13 protein-coding genes and 1 pseudogene are annotated in these 19,540 nt (G+C 59.0%); 9 read left to right on the forward strand and 5 right to left on the reverse strand.

Annotated elements, in window-relative coordinates; all coding sequences use genetic code 11:
- The 3 genes from tnpA to BM125_RS18765 form a co-directional block, all read right to left on the reverse strand.
- The coding region (gene tnpA, locus BM125_RS21035) for an IS66 family insertion sequence element accessory protein TnpA (protein ID WP_425429645.1) at positions 1 to 270 on the reverse strand (270 nt) is incomplete at its 3' end.
- Positions 180 to 1,898 (reverse strand): anti-phage 6A-MBL system cap2_3 protein, encoded by a 1,719-nt coding sequence (locus BM125_RS18760; protein WP_092410862.1) that lies wholly within the window; start codon positions 1,896 to 1,898, stop codon positions 180 to 182. The genes tnpA and BM125_RS18760, both read right to left, overlap by 91 nt.
- The gene (locus tag BM125_RS18765; protein WP_217647927.1) at positions 1,879 to 3,081 is read right to left on the reverse strand and encodes an anti-phage 6A-MBL system MBL-fold protein; all 1,203 of its coding nucleotides are present in this window, start codon (positions 3,079 to 3,081) and stop codon (positions 1,879 to 1,881) included. The genes BM125_RS18760 and BM125_RS18765 overlap by 20 nt, the downstream gene beginning before the upstream one ends.
- 597 nt (positions 3,082 to 3,678) lie before the next feature.
- Between BM125_RS18765 and BM125_RS18770 the strand changes: the two genes are divergently transcribed.
- The 9 genes and pseudogenes from BM125_RS18770 to BM125_RS18805 all read left to right on the forward strand — a co-directional run bounded on the left by BM125_RS18770 (position 3,679) and on the right by BM125_RS18805 (position 17,520).
- Positions 3,679 to 7,167, forward strand: coding sequence for a S8 family serine peptidase (locus BM125_RS18770; RefSeq protein WP_092410864.1), 3,489 nt, complete (start codon positions 3,679 to 3,681; stop codon positions 7,165 to 7,167).
- Positions 7,168 to 7,520: 353 nt separating this feature from the next.
- A complete protein-coding gene (locus BM125_RS18775; protein WP_139225114.1) occupies positions 7,521 to 8,648 on the forward strand; it encodes a ComEC/Rec2 family competence protein in 1,128 nt (375 codons plus the stop codon).
- 169 nt (positions 8,649 to 8,817) lie between these two features.
- Complete coding sequence (locus BM125_RS18780; RefSeq protein WP_092410868.1) at positions 8,818 to 9,114, forward strand: hypothetical protein; 297 nt, start codon at positions 8,818 to 8,820, stop codon at positions 9,112 to 9,114.
- Entirely contained in the window at positions 9,111 to 10,352 is a 1,242-nt protein-coding gene (locus BM125_RS18785) for a hypothetical protein (protein ID WP_092410870.1), read from the forward strand. Before BM125_RS18780 ends, BM125_RS18785 begins: the two co-directional genes overlap by 4 nt.
- Positions 10,353 to 10,625: 273 nt before the next feature.
- Positions 10,626 to 13,070 carry a tellurite resistance TerB family protein gene (locus BM125_RS18790; RefSeq protein WP_245778996.1) on the forward strand — a complete coding sequence of 815 codons (2,445 nt, stop codon included), beginning with the start codon at positions 10,626 to 10,628 and terminating at the stop codon, positions 13,068 to 13,070.
- Positions 13,067 to 14,362 (forward strand): ATP-binding protein, encoded by a 1,296-nt coding sequence (locus tag BM125_RS18795; RefSeq protein ID WP_092410872.1) that lies wholly within the window; start codon positions 13,067 to 13,069, stop codon positions 14,360 to 14,362. Before BM125_RS18790 ends, BM125_RS18795 begins: the two co-directional genes overlap by 4 nt.
- A gap of 6 nt (positions 14,363 to 14,368) precedes the next feature.
- A complete protein-coding gene (locus tag BM125_RS18800) occupies positions 14,369 to 16,630 on the forward strand; it encodes a DEAD/DEAH box helicase (protein WP_092410874.1) in 2,262 nt (753 codons plus the stop codon).
- A gap of 83 nt (positions 16,631 to 16,713) precedes the next feature.
- Positions 16,714 to 16,779: pseudogene (locus BM125_RS21085) on the forward strand (competence protein CoiA family protein); the annotation flags it as partial.
- Positions 16,780 to 16,878: 99 nt separating this feature from the next.
- Positions 16,879 to 17,520: a hypothetical protein gene (locus BM125_RS18805; protein WP_175498020.1), complete on the forward strand. Its 642-nt coding sequence runs from the start codon at positions 16,879 to 16,881 to the stop codon at positions 17,518 to 17,520.
- On the opposite strand, the gene BM125_RS18810 is transcribed toward BM125_RS18805, so the two are convergent.
- Both BM125_RS18810 and BM125_RS18820 read right to left on the reverse strand, forming a co-directional pair.
- A complete protein-coding gene (locus tag BM125_RS18810) occupies positions 17,505 to 18,281 on the reverse strand; it encodes an ion transporter (RefSeq protein ID WP_092407789.1) in 777 nt (258 codons plus the stop codon). The two genes, BM125_RS18805 and BM125_RS18810, sit on opposite strands and share 16 nt — an antisense overlap.
- 953 nt (positions 18,282 to 19,234) lie before the next feature.
- A partial coding sequence (locus BM125_RS18820) for an IS66 family transposase (protein WP_139224958.1) occupies positions 19,235 to 19,540 on the reverse strand: 306 nt, incomplete at its 5' end.

A 19,540-nucleotide genomic window follows, 5' to 3' on the forward strand; every position in this document is an offset into this window, starting at 1 on the left:
TACCTGCAAGCCATTGGGCAAGTGCACCTCGATTGCCTCAATGACCGACTCCGGTTCGCCAACCAGGATGGGCACGACCGCGGGCGACGACGGCATCATTGGCTGCCTCCTCAGGATGCGCCGCCAATAGCCAAAACTTGGCAAACTCAAGGCGTGCCGACGGCAATACGCCGCCTGAGTCAGGCCACCGCTCTTCCATGCCGCCATGTGGCTCGACCAAAACTCCGAATTGCTGACCATCGCTGCGCTCCATTGAATACGGGCGCGCATCGAAGCAAATCGGAGCGATGACTTACAGGTGTCGTAGGCAGGCGCTTACACTGGATGATCTCGCGGTAGTACTGTGCTTCGAGGGTGCGCAGGCGCTGCGAACGCTTTACGTCCTCCATCAGGAGCACTGCGCCGTTGCCATCGGGCGTGACGAAGGTGGAGCAGTGACGGGGTAGGGCGTCATTTGCGCTCGCTGCTCGCGGATATTCGAGTGTCGTGGAGGCATCGACCACGAGTGACGCCACATTGAGTACTTGCGCGACCGGTTGCTGGGAAAAGTCAGATGCATCCGCAGTGATGGGAGCGATTCTCGTTGCACCTTCCATTGTCGCATCATGTAACTCGGCAACAACAGTCGCCTTCGCCTGGCCAATGTGTTGAGCGAACGCCACGTGTCTCGATAGATTGTGTGGCTTGATGTGATCGTCGTCGATGACTGACCAGCGACCGAAGCCGCTTCGTCCCCACAGATTGAGCAGTGCGCTACCGAGTGAACCGGCGCCGACGAGGACTCCCGTCGGCCCCTCTTCGAGGACAGCCGATTGGCGTCTTGCGGACGCGCCGTCATTCTTCGTCAACACATCCATTAGCAAGACGGGCAGATCCCGCCATGCGGTAGTCGGTTCCGAGTTCGTACTGTCGCGAAAATATCGACCGTCGTACTTGAACAGGGCACCGGTCGCTATCCCGACTTCAACTATGCCACTTGGCACAAAGAAGGCTCGACGCATAATGCCGTCTGGGTCCGCTTCGGCGCTTCGGCGAATGGGAATAAGGACCACGATGACAGTAGCTTTGTCGTCCGGCGACTCTATGGCGCCCTTCTCGTCAACCTTGGTCTGTATCATGTCGCGCAATAGGCCGATGAGGTCAACACTCCGTTTTCCCAAGATGTCCGACAACTCTCCTAGCGTGCCTGGGTTGTGCTCGATGAATCCATGGGTGACCGGAGGGAGTAGGAGGTCGATGTGCGCGGCAGTCTTCGCATCTGCTACGGCGCCCGATACAGCCTCCATATAGCACGTGAATCCACCGTTCGGCCGCTCAGGCCCTTTGAATACTACGAATCGGGCGGAAAGATCCTCACGCAACTTGGCATAGTTCCACGGCAAAATGAGCTCATACTGGCTCGCAAAGAACATCTGCTCGACCGGCTGGTCAGCAGGATGCAGCTCACCTCGGGCACTACGTTCTAGCCACCACTGGATACGACGAAGAAAAGCGGGGGGCGTCCACGTGCGCAGGACTGCCGCAGGGGACTCAAAGTACAGGCACAAGCTCGCGGGCGCGCCGGGCAGGCCCTGGTTCAAGTGCATCAACTCTGGAAAATCTCGACGCAAAGCCAAAACGTCGATCAGTCTCTTTGGGTCGCTGGGTACACAAAGCGCCAGTCGCTCCCTGTAGGCGATGCCGAACTGATTTTTTGATGGTACGCCGTCGCACTCCACGTCTACGATGAGACACTCGATCGTCGGCGCGCCGTCTTTGGTTTGCTGAAGAAGCTGGACTATCGAATAGTCTCGATGGCGTTCGATCGCATTGAACAGGGCCCGCGCACGCGGAATCGTCAATGCCTCGGCACTGGCTATCTCTGTGACGTTGCACAGTTCATAGAACGTATCGGCCATGGCCGGCCCGTGGGGGTCTGGATACGAGAATGCCAGGAGCCCCGATTGATGCTGAGCGTGTCCAAGTCACGCCTGCCTTACCGACTTCAAAGACGATGGGCTCAGGCTTGGTTGCGTTGGGCTCTTCCATCGTGACCAGGAACTTGCGGCCGCCGACCTCCTTCAGGTAGCGCTCATACGCCTTGCGGGCTTGGATGTGGGGCGGCTGCACTTCCTCGTATGCCGCCTTGTTGTCCGGCACCGGCTTGCTACAGCTGACGATGTAGGCATCGGCTTTACCCAGTAGAAGCAGTTCTTTGACCAAAGGCGTCGGAGTTGTTTCGCGCTCACCCTTTTCATCGTTCAACGCTCGATAGCTGCAGTGATGCGGAATGTTGAACAGATCCCAGGCCAGGCGGTCGTCGTTCTTGTGGAATTTCGTGATGCTGACGATCTCTTCCAGATCGCAATACTCGGCATCACCGACTTCCAGATAGTCGTAAAGCTCACCATCAGCATCCAAGCGAACATTGAAGACGAGGGCGGCGGAATTTCGGATTATGTCGCCCTCATCGCAGTGCTTGATGAAAGGGGAGTGACAGAAGAACTCCACGCCGTCAGCCAGCAAGCTGAAACCGGGTACGATCGTGCCGGCGTCGATGAATAGGTGATCGCGCGCCGACTTCGCTTCACCGCGCGCGACTAGCAATGGTTCGAGCCAGTCGGCTAGTGCCTTCGGTTTCGAGAATACGAGGATGTCCTTCCCTTCCAGTAACCGATGGCGCGCTTCTCTGCGGAGTAGCGCGAACTCCTCCGTTTGACTGTCCCTGTCCACATCTTCCAGAAGCATCGCTGCTGGCACCCATAGCTCCCGGATCTTTATGCGCCCGTCGCCTTGATACTTCTTCGCGTGTTGCAGTTCGAAGAACTCAGTGCTGCCCTGGATGTGATCCAGATCCGCGTGAGTGAACGCGACGACGTCGAAGTAGTCGCGGTCGGCGGCATCGAGATCCTCTCTGAGGCGCTTCTTGAGGTCGATTTCCGGTGTATCGTCGTCTTCGGACTTGCCTCGATGGCAGAAGTCGAGGAGGACGCGGCGGCCCTTCGACAGAACGATTTGGGTCGTATCGCCGTTTCCGACCGGGTAGAAGATGACCTGGTGCATGTTTGCCACAGCGTTCTCCCTGTTTTCGAGGGATTGCATGGCAGTTCGCGCGAGATTAGCACTCTGCCACTGAGAGTGCTAACACTATATCCAGTGGTCTTTCCCGAGTCAACACACTAGATGTTCTTTGTCAACCCCTCCTGGCGAAATCTGAATCACCGTGCGGGGTTGAAAGCGCTGGCTGCGCTCGTGCGCACTTCAGAGTCGCTAAGCGGACGCCGTGTTCTAGCTAGACATGACTGAGGGCGTTACGGTGAAACGTGCCAGCCGTCGCAATCGACCGAGATTGGCGCTATCACGATTCGTATCCGAATACTAGCTGTAAAAAGTGACAGCTATCACAAAAGCGGATTCAGGGTTACGTTCGGACAAGGCGTTGGGGCCGAACGCAGGCGCCTCTGCTGCCGCACAGGCTGCCTACCGCTCACGTCAGAAGCAGGGGAGTTGCTTCCATATGGCGCACCGAGTCATTGACAGTTCTACCCCGTGGCGCGAGCTTTCGGTCCGTCAACGCAAACAGCACCGAGCGCTAATTTTGAGCGGCGATGGCGCGTGCCTGGACATTCCAGTCGACGCGTCCACATGTCCGCGGATTGAACTCACTTTCAATCGTGTCCGAATGGGTAGGAGCTAGGGATGAGACTCTTGATCAAATCAGCGCCGATCGCTGCCAATCGATCCCTCGCCTTGGGAGGCGCCCGCTTCAAGGTCGTACCTCTAATGCCGAGCGTCGATGCAGAGGGAGGTACGAAGAAGGGAGTTGCAGCGCAGAGCCGTTGGCATTTGCTAAGCGCTGAAAGCGACATCGAGTCCAACCCGTGGGAGGTTTGTCACCGAATGCTGAGCGGCGGATTCGGAGTTGATGGGCTCCCGACTCCAGAATTTGCCGAGCCTGACCTTGAGCAACAATGGTTGGACAATGAGGCGCTTGGGCAGTTGCCCGAGAACGGAGCATGCGAGGAAGACATCGGCCAAGACAAGTCCTATCCGACGAATGGCAATCCGCTTTGGCATGTCGATGATGACCATTCGCAGCTTCGCGCTGCTCGATCTCTTTCAGGCAAGTGGTCGAACGGACATCGAACCCGAATCGCACACCTCGATACCGGCTTTTTTCCGGGTCACCAAACCCTTCCCAAGAACCTACGTCTGGATCTCGCGAGAAATTTCGTCGAAGACGACAAGCCCAACGACGCCTCCGATCAATCTAGTGGGTTCTTCAACAACCTGGGTCATGGCACGGGTACATTGAGTATCCTCGCTGGTCAGCCACTCGGCACACTGGACTGGAGCGCGGCGCCACTCGCTGAGGTCATACCTATTCGGGTCGCCAATCGGGTCGTCCTGTTCAAGAACAGCAGCATTGCCCGCGCCCTTAACTATGTGCATGAGCTCTGCCAGAAGAAGGAGACCTTCGTAGACGTCGTGACGATGAGCATGGGGGGACTCGCCTCAAGGGCTTGGGCCGATGCGATCAACGCCCTGTATGACCTCGGTGTGTTCGTTGTTACGGCCTCCGGGAACAATTTCGCGAACATCCCAACTCGATTCGTTGTTTTTCCAGCCCGGTTTCGTCGGGTGGTCGCCGCTTGCGGTGTCATGGCCGATCAAGCGCCTTACGCGGATTTGGGTTTCGGGCGCATGGCCGGCAACTACGGCCCAAAGCGCAAGATGACGACAGCGCTCGCCGCCTACACGCCTAACGTTCCTTGGGCGCGCTTCGGCTGCCCGTCGAAGGCGCGACTCAGTGGCGCCGGCACGTCATCCGCGACACCCCAGGTGGCGGGTGCAGCAGCCCACTGGATTCAAAAGAACCGGGACGCACTGGCGACGTATCCTAAGCCCTGGATGAGGGTAGAGGCTGTACGACGGGCGCTATTTGACTCGGCGAACCCGCGTGACGCCGATCATCTTGGTCGGGGAACGCTCAGAGCGGTCGAGTTGATGAAACAGGCCCCTGTTGATGCAGGCAAACTGGTGGCGGAGAAGCCCGATTCCGCTCGATTCGCGTTCTTGCGGCTTATCACCGGTATGGGGCTGGCCCCCAGCAACAATGCGCAAGAAATGCTCGAACTGGAGGCCCTGCAACTCGCAGCCTCCATCGAAGGCATGGATGAGCTGTTAGATACGGACACTCCGAGTGCGGCGGTCGTGCAGGAGGTAGCGCAGAAGCTCGCCACACATCCTCGCTGCTCACCTACGTTGCGTCGGATTCTTCGGCAAGGCGAGCCGAGTGCGCCACCCCGGATTCCGACGAGTTCGGTCGTTTTCGCGGCTCAACTCGCCCACGCGAGATCACCGGGTCTCCCCACGCCGACGTGCCGCCAACTTCGCGTGTATGCGTTTGACCCGATGTTGGAGCAATCGGTGTCAACACTGGACATCAACGAGGCGCAGGTCGATGTGCGTTGGGAAGCGGATCTGGCAGCCGGTCCCATCGGCGAATACGTTGAAGTCATCGACGCTGATCCGTCGAGCGAGGCGTTCTATACGCCGGTGGACCTCAATCACCCGCACATCCTCGCGCGAAACGGAATCTCACCCTCCACTGCGAACCCCCAGTTTCACCAGCAAATGGTCTATGCCGTCTCCATGCGAACCATCGAAGCGTTCGAAAAGGCGCTGGGTCGCGTTGCATTGTGGGCTCCTCATCAGGAGAGTGAAAAGGCGAAGTACGAAGATGGCTTCGTGCGACGACTTCGCCTCTATCCCCATGCCATCCGCGAGCGAAATGCCTACTACAGCCCGGAGCGAAAGGCGATCCTCTTCGGCTACTTCCAAGCATCATTAATCAGTGCTCCGAAGGTGGCACCGGGCACCTTGGTTTTCACATGTCTCTCGCACGACATTATTGCTCATGAGACCTCCCACGCGCTTCTGGACGGGCTGCATCGGCGCTTCCGAGAGCCAACGAACCCTGATGTCTTGGCGTTCCACGAAGCGTTCGCCGACATCGTCGCGCTGTTCCAACATTTCGCGATTCCCGAAGCGCTCGAATCGAGTTTGTCAGAAATCCGAGGAGACCTGCGCCAGTCGAGTCTATTGTCCGACCTGGCTAGACAGTTTGGCGAATCATCCGGACACTACGGCGCCCTGCGAAGCGCCATTCGTACTAGAAGCGAGCGCAAGGCTGATTCGCGTGTTCGGGCCTACCCCTCAGCGCCCACAGATGATCCTCATCTGCGCGGGGCGCTCCTAGTTGCGGCCTTCTTCGAGGCCTTCGTTCAGATATACGAAATTCGTACACGCGAGCTGATTCAGCTCGCGACTGCGGGCACCGAAGTTCTGCCGACGGGTCGATTGCCTGTGGTACTTGTGAAACGCCTTGCAGGCGAGGCGTCAAAAGTCGCTCAGCAGGTTCTGACCATCGCGATTCGAGCACTCGACTACTGTCCGCCCACGGACATCACCTTTGGCGACTATCTGCGAGCGCTGATTACGGCCGACCGCGATCTAGTGCCCGACGACAAACGCACCTATCGAGTGGCGTTCATATCGGCCTTCGCCAGTCTCGGCATCTATCCGCGCGGCGTGCGCGCGCTTTCGGTTGATAGCGTGGCCTGGGAGCCACCGCCCATACAAGTCGCAAATCTCGGTCGGCTCTTCGACGGGTTGAGGCTCAGTTGGGATCTCAAGGCCGATAGGGCGCAGGCATTTGCAGACTCGAAGCACAACGCAGCGTTGGTCTGGCGTGGCCTGATGGATACCACCGTCGTCAGCGATGATGAGATCCAGATGCTGGGCCTCCAACGTATCGATAAGCCAGTTCCAAAGACAATCGATGGTCGGGCTGGGATGCTTCGGAAGATCGAAGTTCACTCCGTACGTCCCGCTCACCGGATCGGTCCGGATGGTCAGCGTAGGGATGACCTCATCGTCGAGATAACCCAAACCTGGCGGCCTGACGACGATAGCGCGGCTCGCTACCGCGGCGGATGTACGCTCATTGTCGATCTAGGTCAGCGAGAGATTCGCTACCTGGTGCGCAAGCGTGTCGCCAACGAGGAGCGAGTGCGTCAGCAGCTGGCATTCCGAGCGAGTAGTCAAGACGAGGCGGTGCTGAGTCCCTATGGCGACATCGACTACTCGACGCGTGAACCGTTCGCCTTGTTGCATCGCCGTTAGGGAGACTACTCATGGCCAAGGTTGCTGCTAAGACTCCGCGTGTCCGCTCGACCGGCGTGCGTGGCAAGACGTCAACAAGAAAGACGACATCACGCGTAGGCCCACGCACTGCCAAGTCATCCGCCGTCAAGAAGGCGTCAGGTAAGAAGGCACGTACCAAGTCCACGGGTCGGCGCCGCGTGAAGAGGGCCGCGCGAGCGTTCATCCGAATGTACACGCATGGACTGGGAGATTGCTTCTTGTTGAGATTCCCCCGAGAAACGGACGACCGACCCTACACGGTTCTGATCGATTGCGGTGTCATCTTGGGGACGCCTGGCGCTGACGCACTAATGAAGGAGGTTGTGCGGGACGTGATTGCAGTCACCAAGGGCAAGGTAGACCTTGTAGTCGGGACGCATGAGCATTGGGATCACCTTTCCGGATTCTTGCAGGCGGCCGACGACTTCAAAAATCTGGAAGTCGGTGCCGTGTGGCTTGGCTGGACAGAAGATCCCGACGCTCCTGAGGCGAAGGCACTGCAAAAGCAGCGCTCGCGCGCGCTTGCGATGTTGCGAAATCAGGCGCTAAAGCTTCGTGCCGCCGGGCGTGACGCAGATGCTGGACTGACGGATGGTGTGCTCAGCTTTTTCGGAATCCGGGGCACGACAAGGGATGCGCTGGAGGCGGTTCGAACACTTGCCGCTAAACCTCCGCGCTACTGCAGACCGACGGATTCACCGCAGCTTCTGCCCGGTACGGGCGTGCGGACGTATGTGCTAGGTCCCCCTACAGACCCGAAGTTTCTCAAGAAGTATGCTCCCTCTCGTCGTGAGCCGGAGACGTATGGGGTCGATCAGCTCGACTTGCGGTTGGACGAGTTCGGTTCGTCTGAGGAGGGTGATCTTCGACCGCCGTTCGACGCGAAGTATGTGCTGCCTACAGTCGTCGCCAAGGCAACGCCCTTTTTTCAGACCAACTACTTCGGCACGGAGTGGCTGAATCACTCACGCTCGATCGACGGTGCGTGGCTCGACGACACCTCGGCACTCGCGTTGCAGCTTGATAGCGCGACTAACAACACGAGCTTGGTGCTCGCCTTCGAACTTCCCGGAGGCGACGTGCTGCTGTTTGCTGCGGACGCACAAGTCGGCAATTGGCTGTCATGGCAAGAATTGTCCTGGTCGGTCGATGGACAGCCCCGCACAGGTCCGGATTTGCTCGAATCAACGCGCGTCTACAAGGTGGGTCACCACGGTTCTCACAACGCCACGCTCAGAGAAAAAGGACTAGACATGATGAAGGCGCTCGAAGTGGCGCTGATCCCGGTAGACAAGAAGATGGCCGAGAAAAAGCGGTGGAACAGAATGCCGCTTGACGTGTTGGTCGATGCGCTAAAGGCGAAGGCAGCGCACGTCGTTCAGTCAGACGAGACGGCGGAGGCTGAGGATATCGCCAACTTCGAAGTGGGTAGGAACTTCGTTGAGCTGACATTCGTGTAGCTGAAGGCGGTCGATTTCTGAGCGCCTTAGGTTCGAAGCCAGCGTAGATAGCGCTGGAAACAGGAATGACCCCAGTCTCGAATTTCTTGGGGAAAGTTCATGTGGTCACATTGCATGCGCAGCGTAAAGGAAAGTCGGTCCAGGTTGCGAGCTCAGGTCGGAGGAAGCAATGAAAATCATACTGTCAATTTCTGCAAAGCCTAGCAAGCTGATGGCCTATTTTATCTGGATATGGGCTGCTAAGCAGGATTCGGAAGATATTCCTGTAGAGATGATCAACAACAAAGGTTCAGTTAGTGTTGAGCCTGGTGACTATTTCATCTACTGGGAGTTATACGGTTCGCCAGGCGGATTCTTGGCATGTGAAGTGAAGAAGCCAGATGGAAAGGTTGTAGTGGCGATCAAGGAGCCGAAGATTAAAGACGGTAAGTCCTTTTACGCCCTAGTAAAGACGTTCAAAGCATGAATCGCATAGAATCAGTCTTCGCGGGTTTCCTGATCATCTTTTTTTGTGTTAATTCTCCGGCCTCGCTGGCGCAAGCCGACACAGATACATGTGTGTCCGCTCAGCAGGTTCAGTCGATGATTGACGCAATGAGGAAGCAGATCCTTGAAGAGGTGAGGGCGGGAGCATCTGGTACGGCGCGCGATGCGACGGTGCAGACGACTATGAGCACTGACGCGCACGAGAACGCAACCACTCCGTTCTCAGAGGATTCGCCAAAGAAGGCAGCAACCGCAGGTGATTTATACGTCGCCAAATTGAGGGACTCGGTCGATGAATCTAGCGTCGGAACGCCAGAAGGTGCCGGCGGCGGTGCGCAGTCAGAATTTCAGTTGACGGCGACAACTGACTCAACCAGAGCGTCATTAAGGCGCGATTTCTCGAAGTCTGATCCGGTGGCCCGCAACTTTACGGTAAGGAGTTTCGTGGCGTCCGCTCCGATAGACAAGAAGAGTTCAAGTGGGGCAAATCTTGCAACGCTCGATGGCTTGGCTAACGGCTTTGAGGTGTCGTTCAATTTCGATCGACTGAAGGTGACCACGCCCGATAATGCAAATAGTGGCCGAGAGTTGGTCAAAGATTGCGCGGCGCTTGGAATCTCCGTGAGCAACGACGGCGATGATTGCAGTAGCGACGATGTCATAGAGGCTGCGCAAAAGGCTGGAAACTCCGAAATCCGTGATCGATGGATGTCTAAGGGGCGGATAGTATCGAGGGGCTACCAAATCAAGATTGGACGTGACGATTTTTCTTACTATGCCGACGATGATCTTTCTAAGAAGCAAACGAGCAGGGTGCCCTGGAGTATCGGCGGACGACTCGGAACGTTAGGTACGAATTGGTACATTGGGGCAGATGTTGCGCTTCAACACACCTTCAAGCCTGCACCTTCCGAGACGGCATGTCTGATTCGAGATCTTGATGTCGTAACGGAGTGCGTATCAGGGTCCCTTGCGCCTCCAAAAGGCGAGAAGCGCTATCTGGTTGGGGTTGAAGGTCGGCGCTCATTCGAGCACGCCGCAGTTGGCGTGAGAATCCAACGAGACGTCAAGAATGGCAAGTGGAGCGCAGAACTTCCGATCTTCCTCTTCAGGGATGGCGACAAAGTATTCAACGGTGGCGTTCGATTTGCATGGACAACCACTGACAAGTTTATCGCCGGTTTGTTTGTTGGCGTTCCATTCAAGTACGGAAAATAGCTGACGTGATTCGGTCTGGGGGTCCGAAAGCATGTTTCTCTACCGAGCTTCAATGGCGATTGTTCCATCCGACCGAGTCTTTTGTGGCGGCGGTCAGGAGGATCGGAGGTTTGTCGAGTTCGGGTACTTGCCGGGATTATCCCCGCGTGCAAAACCAGAAGAAACGTAGGATGCTACGCGGGGGTATTCAGTGAGAGGCCTTGGATGGCGCGGCGAAAGTCAGAGGCGGGCGTTCAAGGCGCCCTGATTCTCGGATTCATAATCCTGTTGGCGATGGTTCCACGGCCGATCTGGATTGTCGTGGCGGTGCTCGGTGGTGGGTGGTTGCTCTACATCCTCCTGGCGCCCCTGTTTCGAGGCTCCGCGCCGAAGAAGCCGGAGCTCACTCTGGCTCAGCTCACAGGGGGTTCCATCCGGGAGCCTACGCAGGCTCAACGCCTTCGGGCTCAGGAGATCGCGCAGCGGGCCAAGGATGCGCGGACCAAAGCGAATTTGAGCCCTCAGGTGCCTGACCCGGCCGCCCCGTGGAATATTGAGCCTGCGCCGCCGGTCCCGATGCCCGACTTTCCGTCGCGGCCTGCCGCTCCGGCTTCCTCGGATGATCTCTACGAAGCCAGGCTTGCTTCCAGGGGCGGGCCAGCCACTCCCGTGCCATCGCGCGCGATTCCCCGGCCCAAGCCCGCCCAGGCCGTTCCGGGGCGGTGGATTGTTCCGACCCAGGTCATCAAGTTTCGCGATTTCGGCATTCCGGGTGGTCTGTTCTACATCGGGCATGAGCTGGAGAGCCCGAGTGGCGGTGTGGATCCGTGCCTCATCAACATTCGTCTGAATGTCGCAAAGTTCGGTGACTACACCCAGCGCCAGATGGACTACTGGCCGAGCTACTCCCGGATTTCAGCTGACGCGCGCTGCGCCTACCTCAAGTGGCTGATACAGGGGCGCAAGGCACCGGACTGCGATATCGGCTTCGTATTTCTGTTCTTCTACGGGCTCGAACGCCGCGTGCTGTTCGATGGTGCGCGGGGAATTGATATTTCGGCCGACCTGCCGGCAATAGCGACGGAGCTGAGGCGCTTGCTCGGACTGTACGCCGAGAAGTCCGGTTCTTTTCGAAGCTATGCCACAGGCCTCCTGGACTGGGTCGAGCTTTCCTCTCTCTCCGACCGGCTGTACGACGGTCCGATACCGACCTTCGAGCGGTCCTATGAGGTGCCGTTGCACCTGCGCGTGGCCCTCGGCCAGGCATCGCGAGATCGCGTGCCGGTTCCGGCAGAGCTGGCGCTGCGATGGGCGCGAGCTTGTCCCGTGGTTCGGCTTCGCACCCCCGCCACTCGCTGCCCTGATGTCTTCGACCGCCTGTTCATGCAGGTCTATGGTCGCCAGCATGGCGCCGGCATGGTCTTGCCTAAGAATCGGACGAAGCTCAAGCTCGTCTATCGGCCGGCCTCTTCAGCCTTCCGCAATCTCGGCATCCTTACTCAGGACTTTGGCGGGATTCCAGATGTCACGGTGCTCCAAGGTCCCATCCAAGCGCTGCAGGAGATCGCCAATACCTCTTGCGAGGCGCTTGCTGCCTACAGCCGCCTGGTTGGCCGTGATGCCGCCAACGTAGACGGTATCGAGGGTCTCCTGTGCCTGCCGACGTCACTGTGGCCGACGAGTGTTTGCAGGCGCATCGAGAGGCTGGTCGAGAGTCTTGGCGAGGGAATGCAGACCCTGCGTATTGATGATGCGCTGCGGCAGATTGACCCCAACGCCATCGGCAAGGTGAGCAAGGAAACCGCGAACGGTGTGGCGCGGGCGCTGCGCGAGTTCGGCATTGGTATGGAGCCGAACGTCCTGGAAGGTGCGAAGGCTCCCAAGCCAGGCGATGCAGTGGTCCTGTTCAAGTTCGACGGAAGCGAGAGCTCCACGGTTTCTCACGATGGCTATCAGGTCGCCATGCTGACCCTCCAGCTTGCCTCCGCCGTAGCCCGAGCGGATGGCGAGTTTGATGCCGAGGAAATTGCGCACCTGGAGCAGGAGATTGAGCATTGGACGCATCTGACCCCGGCGCATCAGACTCGCCTGCGGGCACACGTTCAATGGCTCGTTGCGTCCCGCGTCACACTAGCGAGTCTCAAGAAGAAGCTGGAGCCACTCGATACGGAGGCGCGCGAAACCCTGGTCGATTTCATGGTGGCGCTCGTTCATGCAGACGGGGTGATAGAGCCCAAGGAAATCGCCTTCCTAGAGAAGGTTTACAAGGCACTCGGCATCGATCCGACACGACTGTCCTCCGACGTCCATGCGGGAGGCACGAGTCCTTCGACGCCGGCTTCCGCGCCTGGGGAAGGCCTGCGACTCGATGCAGGACGCATTGCGGCGCTTCAGCGCGACACCGAAAAGGTCTCGGCTCTACTCGCCAATATCTTCGTCGAAGAAGAGCCTGTCTCCGTGCCTCGGCCGGAGGTTGAGGACGACCCGCCAGAGGGTGCGGCCGGCGAGGAGGTCATGGGCCTGGATCGTGTGCATAGCGAGTTCGTCCGCTTGCTGCTCTCGCGTCCGCAGTGGACCCGAAGTGAACTGGAGGATGCCGCGGCTGACATGGACCTGATGCTCGATGGCGCCCTGGAGGTGGTCAACGAGGCGGCATTCGACGCGCACGATGAGGCACTCATAGAAGGGGAGGACCCGATGGAGGTCAACCTAAACATCAAGGAGACGCTGGAAGCATGAGCAAGATTCGTCCAAAGGACCGCGATGCGGTCATTCAGTCTTTACGTGCCGGTGTCGTGCCTCGGTCGGGCCAGCACCTCATCCAGGTCGGCCGAATCCGCGAAGTGGAAACCCTGGTCTCCGACATCGACCGTGTCGCCGACGGTGGCTCGGCATTTCGTATGGTCATCGGTGAGTACGGGGCAGGGAAGACTTTCTTCCTGAACCTGATTCGCAGCATTGCCATGGAGCGCAAGCTCGTTGTGGTGAATGCGGATCTCAACCCAGACCGTCGGCTACACGCCAGTGGCGGACAGGCGCGGTCGCTCTATGCCGAGCTCATGCGCAGCATGGCAACGCGGACCCGACCCGACGGTGGAGCGCTCCCAGGCGTGGTCGAGAAGTTCATCGTCTCGGCAAAAGCGGTTTCCGAGTCCTCGGGCCAATCGACGGAGCAGGCGATCCGGGAGCGACTGGAGCAGCTCACCGAACTCGTCAATGGCTATGTGTTCGCCGATGTGATCGCGAAGTACTGTCGCGCGGCCGAAGTGGGCGATGAGCAGCGCAAGTCCAATTCGATACGTTGGCTGCGTGGCGAGTTTGCGACAAAGACCGAGGCGCGTGCAGCGCTCGGCGTCCGCGAGATTGTGGATGATGCGGACGTCTTCGATCAGCTCAAATTGCTGGCCCGGTTTGTACGGTTGGCCGGGTATTCGGGACTGATGGTCTGCCTGGATGAGATGGTCAATCTGTTCAAGCTGGCCAACACGCAGGCTCGTAACGCCAACTACGAGCAACTTCTGCGCATGCTCAATGACTCGCTGCAGGGCTCGGCAGTCGGGCTCGGCTTCATCTTTGGCGGCACGCCTGACTTTCTGTTCAACACCAAGAAGGGGGTCTACAGCTATGAGGCCCTTCAGGGGCGCCTCAGCCAGAACACGTTCGCCAAGGACGGTTTGGTCGATTTCAGCGGTCCCGTCGTTCAGCTGTCGAGCCTGACGGCTGAGGATTTCTATGTGCTTTTGGGCAAGATTCGCCATATCTATGCCGGCGGTAACCCCGAGTCCTACCTTCTGCCCGATGCCGCCATTGAGCGCTTTATGGAGCACTGCTCAAAACGACTGGGCAATGATTTCTTCCGCACCCCGCGTACGACCATCACGTCCTTCATCAACCTGCTCGCCGTGCTCGACCAGAACCCTGGCACCGACTGGCAGCAGCAGCTGGGACAGATCGAGGTGGCGCGCGACACCGGTGGGGACGCCGATGCTCCGGAAGACCCCGATGACGAGCTCGCCTCTTTCACGCTCTGACCAGCGATGAGCGCGACGGACGCTTTCAATCAGCTCGACCCGCGCATCCAGCGTTTCCTGTGGTCCGAGCGGTGGGAGTCGCTGCGCGATGTCCAGATTCAGTCGATTCCGTTGGTGCTCGAAGGGCACCGTGACATCGTCATCGCGGCGGCGACGGCATCAGGCAAAACCGAGGCCGCGTTTCTGCCGGCCCTGACGCGCCTCCTGTCGAGTGACCGCCTGGGCCTCATCGTCTACATCAGTCCACTCAAAGCCCTCATCAACGATCAATTCGGTCGGCTGGACCGCCTCTGCGTCGAGTTAGATATTCCCGTTTGTCCCTGGCATGGCGACATTAGTGCGGCGGCGAAGCGACGATTCTTGGCGAGCCCGAATGGTGTCTTGCTCATCACGCCGGAGTCCCTGGAGGCGACGTTATGTAATCGGGGCACGTCCGTCGCGCGTATCTTCGAGCGGCTTGATACCTTCGTCATCGACGAGTTGCATGCCTTCATAGGGAGCGAGCGGGGGAAGCAGATGCAATCGCTGCTGCATCGCATTGAGACGATCATCGAGCGCACCGTGCCCCGCATCGGACTGTCGGCGACCTTGGGCGACATGCAGTTGGCGGCGGACTTCCTGAGAAGTGGTGGTGAGGTCGCCATCGTGGACGCCGATTCGGGTGAGTCGCGCTTGCTGGTCAAGGTGAAAGGCTATGAGGAGGCGAAGCCGGAGCCCGGCACGTCACCCGCGGACACAGAAGGGGAGGGTATGGCCGCGCTCGCGATCGCCCAGCATCTCTTTCGCGTCTTGAGAGGCTCGAACAATCTCGTGTTTCCGAACAGCCGGCGCGAAGTGGAGCGCTATACGCTCCATCTCAATCAGCTGTGTGAGGGCGAGCGGGTGCCCAATGAGTTCTGGCCTCATCATGGCAACCTCTCCACGGCGATTCGAACTGATACGGAAGCCGCCCTCAAGCAGAAGGGCCGCCCGGCAACGGCGGTATGTACGAACACGTTGGAACTCGGCATCGACATCGGTGCCGTCAAGAGTGTCGTGCAGATTGGTCCACCGCCCTCAGTCGCCAGTCTCCGGCAGCGGCTAGGACGCTCCGGACGACGGCCCGGCGAGCCTGCAATCTTGCGCGGCTATGTGATTGAAGACGCACTCAGCAAGACCGCAACGCTTGCGACACAACTGCGCCTGGACACCGTGCGTACGGCCGCGACGATTTCGCTTCTGCTCGAAGGCTGGTTCGAGCCGCCAGTCGCCCACGGCGCCCATCTCTCCACGCTCGTCCAACAGCTGCTCTCTGCCATTGCGCAATACGGTGGCCTATCGGCTCCGAAGGCGTACGGCTTACTGTGCGGAGCGACGGGACCATTCTCAGGGCTGACCAAGACCGAGTTTTTGGAGCTGTTGCAGCAGCTCCATGCCGAAGATCTGATCATGATGGATACGTCTCGTCTGCTCCTGCTCGGTGTCAAGGGCGAACAGTTCGTCAATCACTACTCGTTCTATGCCGCCTTCGCGTCCGACGATGAGTTCCGGGTCGTGGCGGGAGGCTCACTGCTCGGCACGCTTCCAGTCAGCCAGATGCTTAGGGCAGGGCAGCGTATCGTCTTTGCCGGGCGGACATGGCTCGTCGATGACGTCGACGATGCCGAAAAGGTCATCCACGTCTCCGCGGCTAAGGGCGGCGCACCCCCGCTCTTCAGTGGATCCGGGGGGCGGGTTCACCCGCAAGTCCGTCAGCGGATGCGCGAGATCTACGCATCCGAGGCCGCGTTGCCCTACCTCGATGAAGTAGCGCAGCGATTCGTGGACCAGGGCCGCGCATGTTTCAGGACGCTTGACCTTGGTACGCAGTGGCTCCTGGAGAGCGGAAAGGACGGAACGCTGGTGACCTGGTTGGGCGACTCGGCCAATGAAGCCATCGGCTGCCTGCTTGTTTCGCGAGGAGTGGATGCGAGTGCGGGGCAACTCGGTGTGGATGTCTCACGCGGGGAGCGGAGCTGGGACGAGATCCGGGCCTGCATCAACGATCTCGCGAGGAGCGAAGTTCCGCCGGTTGAGGCCCTACTCGCGGATGCGAAGAACCTCCTTCGCGAGAAATGGGATTGGGCGCTTCCCCGATCTCTGCTTCAGAAGTCGTATGCGAGCCTCAATCTCGACCTCGATGACGCAATGAGCTGGCTGCGTCGCGTGAGTACACGCGCCATCGAGGGCAAGCCGCCGATGTCATCACTTGGCTTCGACGAAGCGGGGAGGGTGCTCCCATCGAACTGACGCTGATTCCATTTGGATGGAGTCTCGATGGGCAAAGGCTGGTCGATGTCGCAGATGTCGCGCGCGGGTCTGCGTGCCACTGTATTTGTCCGTCGTGTAAGACGCGCCTCGTGGCACGTAAGGGTGCGCGCCGCGCGCCGCATTTCGCGCACGCCGCTCGGAAGGCCTACGACGACACCCAAAGCCCATGCGACTATTCGATATTCGTCGCAGCTCGGTCGATGCTAAAGCAATTGGTAGGCGACAGCTTGAAGCTGCTGTTGCCCGCATATCGGGATTGCGTCCGGTCCGACGTTAACGGATTCGACGATATCGAAGAGTGGTTTACTGTTACCGAGAGCCGAAGAGTTGCGGTGACCGATGTCACGGTTGAGACGAGTCTCGATTCGACGATCGTGGACATTTTCGGTGCCATTGCCGGGTACGGCTTTGTTGTCTACTTTACGTATCCGGGGCGTTGGGTTCCAGACAGCCTATATCATCCCAAGGACTCGCGGTGCGGCGTGATTGAAGTCCGGCTGCACGGCATCGAGCGCGCTTTTTTTAATGGACACCTTTCGGGGAAGTCCTATAGGGAGGTCCTCCTGGACTTCTTGACCGAGGATTTGAGCGCCAAGCGATGGATCTTCCATCCGGGATACCAGAGCGCAGAGTCGGAAGCGAAAGCAAAAATGTCGAAGCGACTGCAGATTTCTCGCGAGAGTGCTCCGACGAAATTGTCGGTGCAGCGGCACGCGACTCCTACGGCGGGCGCAGCGCCAGTGGCTTCGATGGCCGACTATGCGTGTGTGATCTGCCTTGCAACATGGGAGGCGCCGCGCAGTAGGGGGCCTTGCAATTGTCCGAAGTGCGGAGGGCTCCTCTGTGCCCGCGTTCAACCCTCGCGCTGATCGCTCTTTTTAGCGCCGCCCGGATTCTCCCTACGCCTGGCGAAAGCTTCCGAGAACGCCGCAGCGAGAATTCCGGTTGGCATGGCAATCAGACCGATGCCGGAGATGGCCGTAAGCGCCGCGAGCACCTTGCCAAGGGCCGTGACCGGCACAGCATCGCCGTATCCGACGGTGGTGAGCGTACAGATGGACCACCAGAGCGCACGTGGAATGCTTCCGAAGTACTCAGGCTGGATATCCCCCTCGACCGAATAGAGCGCACCGGCAGTGAGAATGATGACCGCACCCGCCAGGCCTACCGCGAACGTAAGCTCGTAGCGTCGGTTCAGTATCGACTCCAGCACCAGGCGCATCGCTTCTGAATATCGAAGCAGCCGGGAGAGTGCGAGGATTCGGAACAGCCGGATGATTCGGACGAGAAAACTCTGTCCTCCCCAGCCGAACAGGAATGGAAGGATGGCCAGCAGGTCCACGAGGGCCATCGGTGTCGCCATGTAGCGCAATCGTCCGCGAACACCTTCAAAGGATGGATTTGCCCCAGCGCACCAGACGCGAAGGATGTATTCCATCGAGAAGACACACGCGATGATGACGTCGATTCGATCTGCCCAGCCGCCCAGGGCCGTTTCGACCGTAGGTTCAGTGCGAGCGATGGCGAAGATGACGGAGCCAATGATGAGGACGGCACTGGCGATCTGGGTACGGGTGAGTCCGTTTCCCTGGGTGCCATGAAACGCGTGGTGTACGGCTTGGAGTAGCATCGAGCCCCCTGCGTTGGGTATAGCCGGAATCCTACGGCATTCACTCGCGTGTTCCGGCTTTGTGATGAAGCGCTAGTCTGGTGAAGCCAACGATTTTCTGTCGCCGTCTCAACCCGGCAACGCTCGATTAAGATTCAACTTCGAGCTCGGTTGCAACTTGGGCAGCGAGCGCACGACCAGGATCACATTCCTGCATGCCGGCCTCTCCTTGCCAACTTTCTAGTCATCCGGGCGCCGTATTTCGAGTACTGGGTGGTGGTAGGTGACTCCCTGAAGGGTAGCGGTTGCCTAAAGAGCGTTGGTAGGCATTGCAATACGCGATCCGGATATCTTGCTACGGGGTTTTGACGGCGGTATAAAGCCACGTCGGCACGCACAACGCGGCCGATGTTTGGCTCAATCGGCTCTAGCTGTTGAGTGCCTCCGCCATGCCCCATACGGCAGGTGAGGGGACTTCTCTTGCAGCCTGGATCCCTTTGTGCCCAATCGTTTCGCCTCAGCACGCACGCGTGCTTTTTATCTCCAAAATGGCCAGTGCTATTATTGCCTTCAGCCGATGTGGCTGAGCGACCCTGATGCGTTCGCCGTGCGCCACGGACTTCGCCTCCGACAGGTCCGAACATTCCAATGCACGGCTGAGCACCTCGTGGAACGCCAGAAGGGTGGGAGGGGCGGAACTAACATCGTGGCCGCTTGCCGGCTCTGCAATGCCTGCCGCCATCAAGGCCGGCCAGGTCGCGCACCCTCGCCAGATGCTTGGAAAAAACGAGTGCGGCACTTGGTTGCCAAAGGATGCTGGCGAACTCTACCAAAAAGTGCCTCTTCTGGAATCTGGAATGAAGACGCACCTTCACGCCGGAATCTTTAGTCTCTTCTCACCTAAGCATGCAATTGGATGCGCAATCGATCGTAAGCGCCTGCTCCCGACACGTTGCGCACCGGCATGACTCGGGTTACGCGGCAGGCTTCCAGCGATGTGGCAGCAGAGTGTCGATGTCGCGATCAAGGGTCGTAGGCAATCGCGTGAGCACGTCGGTGAGCCAGGCGAGTGGCTCGTGGCCGTTGGCCTTTGCGGTGGCCAGCAGGCTCATGATGGCCGCAGCGCGTTTGCCTGCGGTTTCGGAGCCGGCGAACAGCCAGTTCTTGCGGCCCAGTGCGATGGGTCGGATCGCATTCTCGATCGCATTGTTGTCGATCGGGTAGCTGCCGTCCTCGGCATAGCGCGCAAGGGCTGGCCAGCGACGCAAGGTGTAGTCGAT

The organism is Dokdonella immobilis (assembly GCF_900115085.1).
GTDB lineage: Bacteria > Pseudomonadota > Gammaproteobacteria > Xanthomonadales > Rhodanobacteraceae > Dokdonella > Dokdonella immobilis.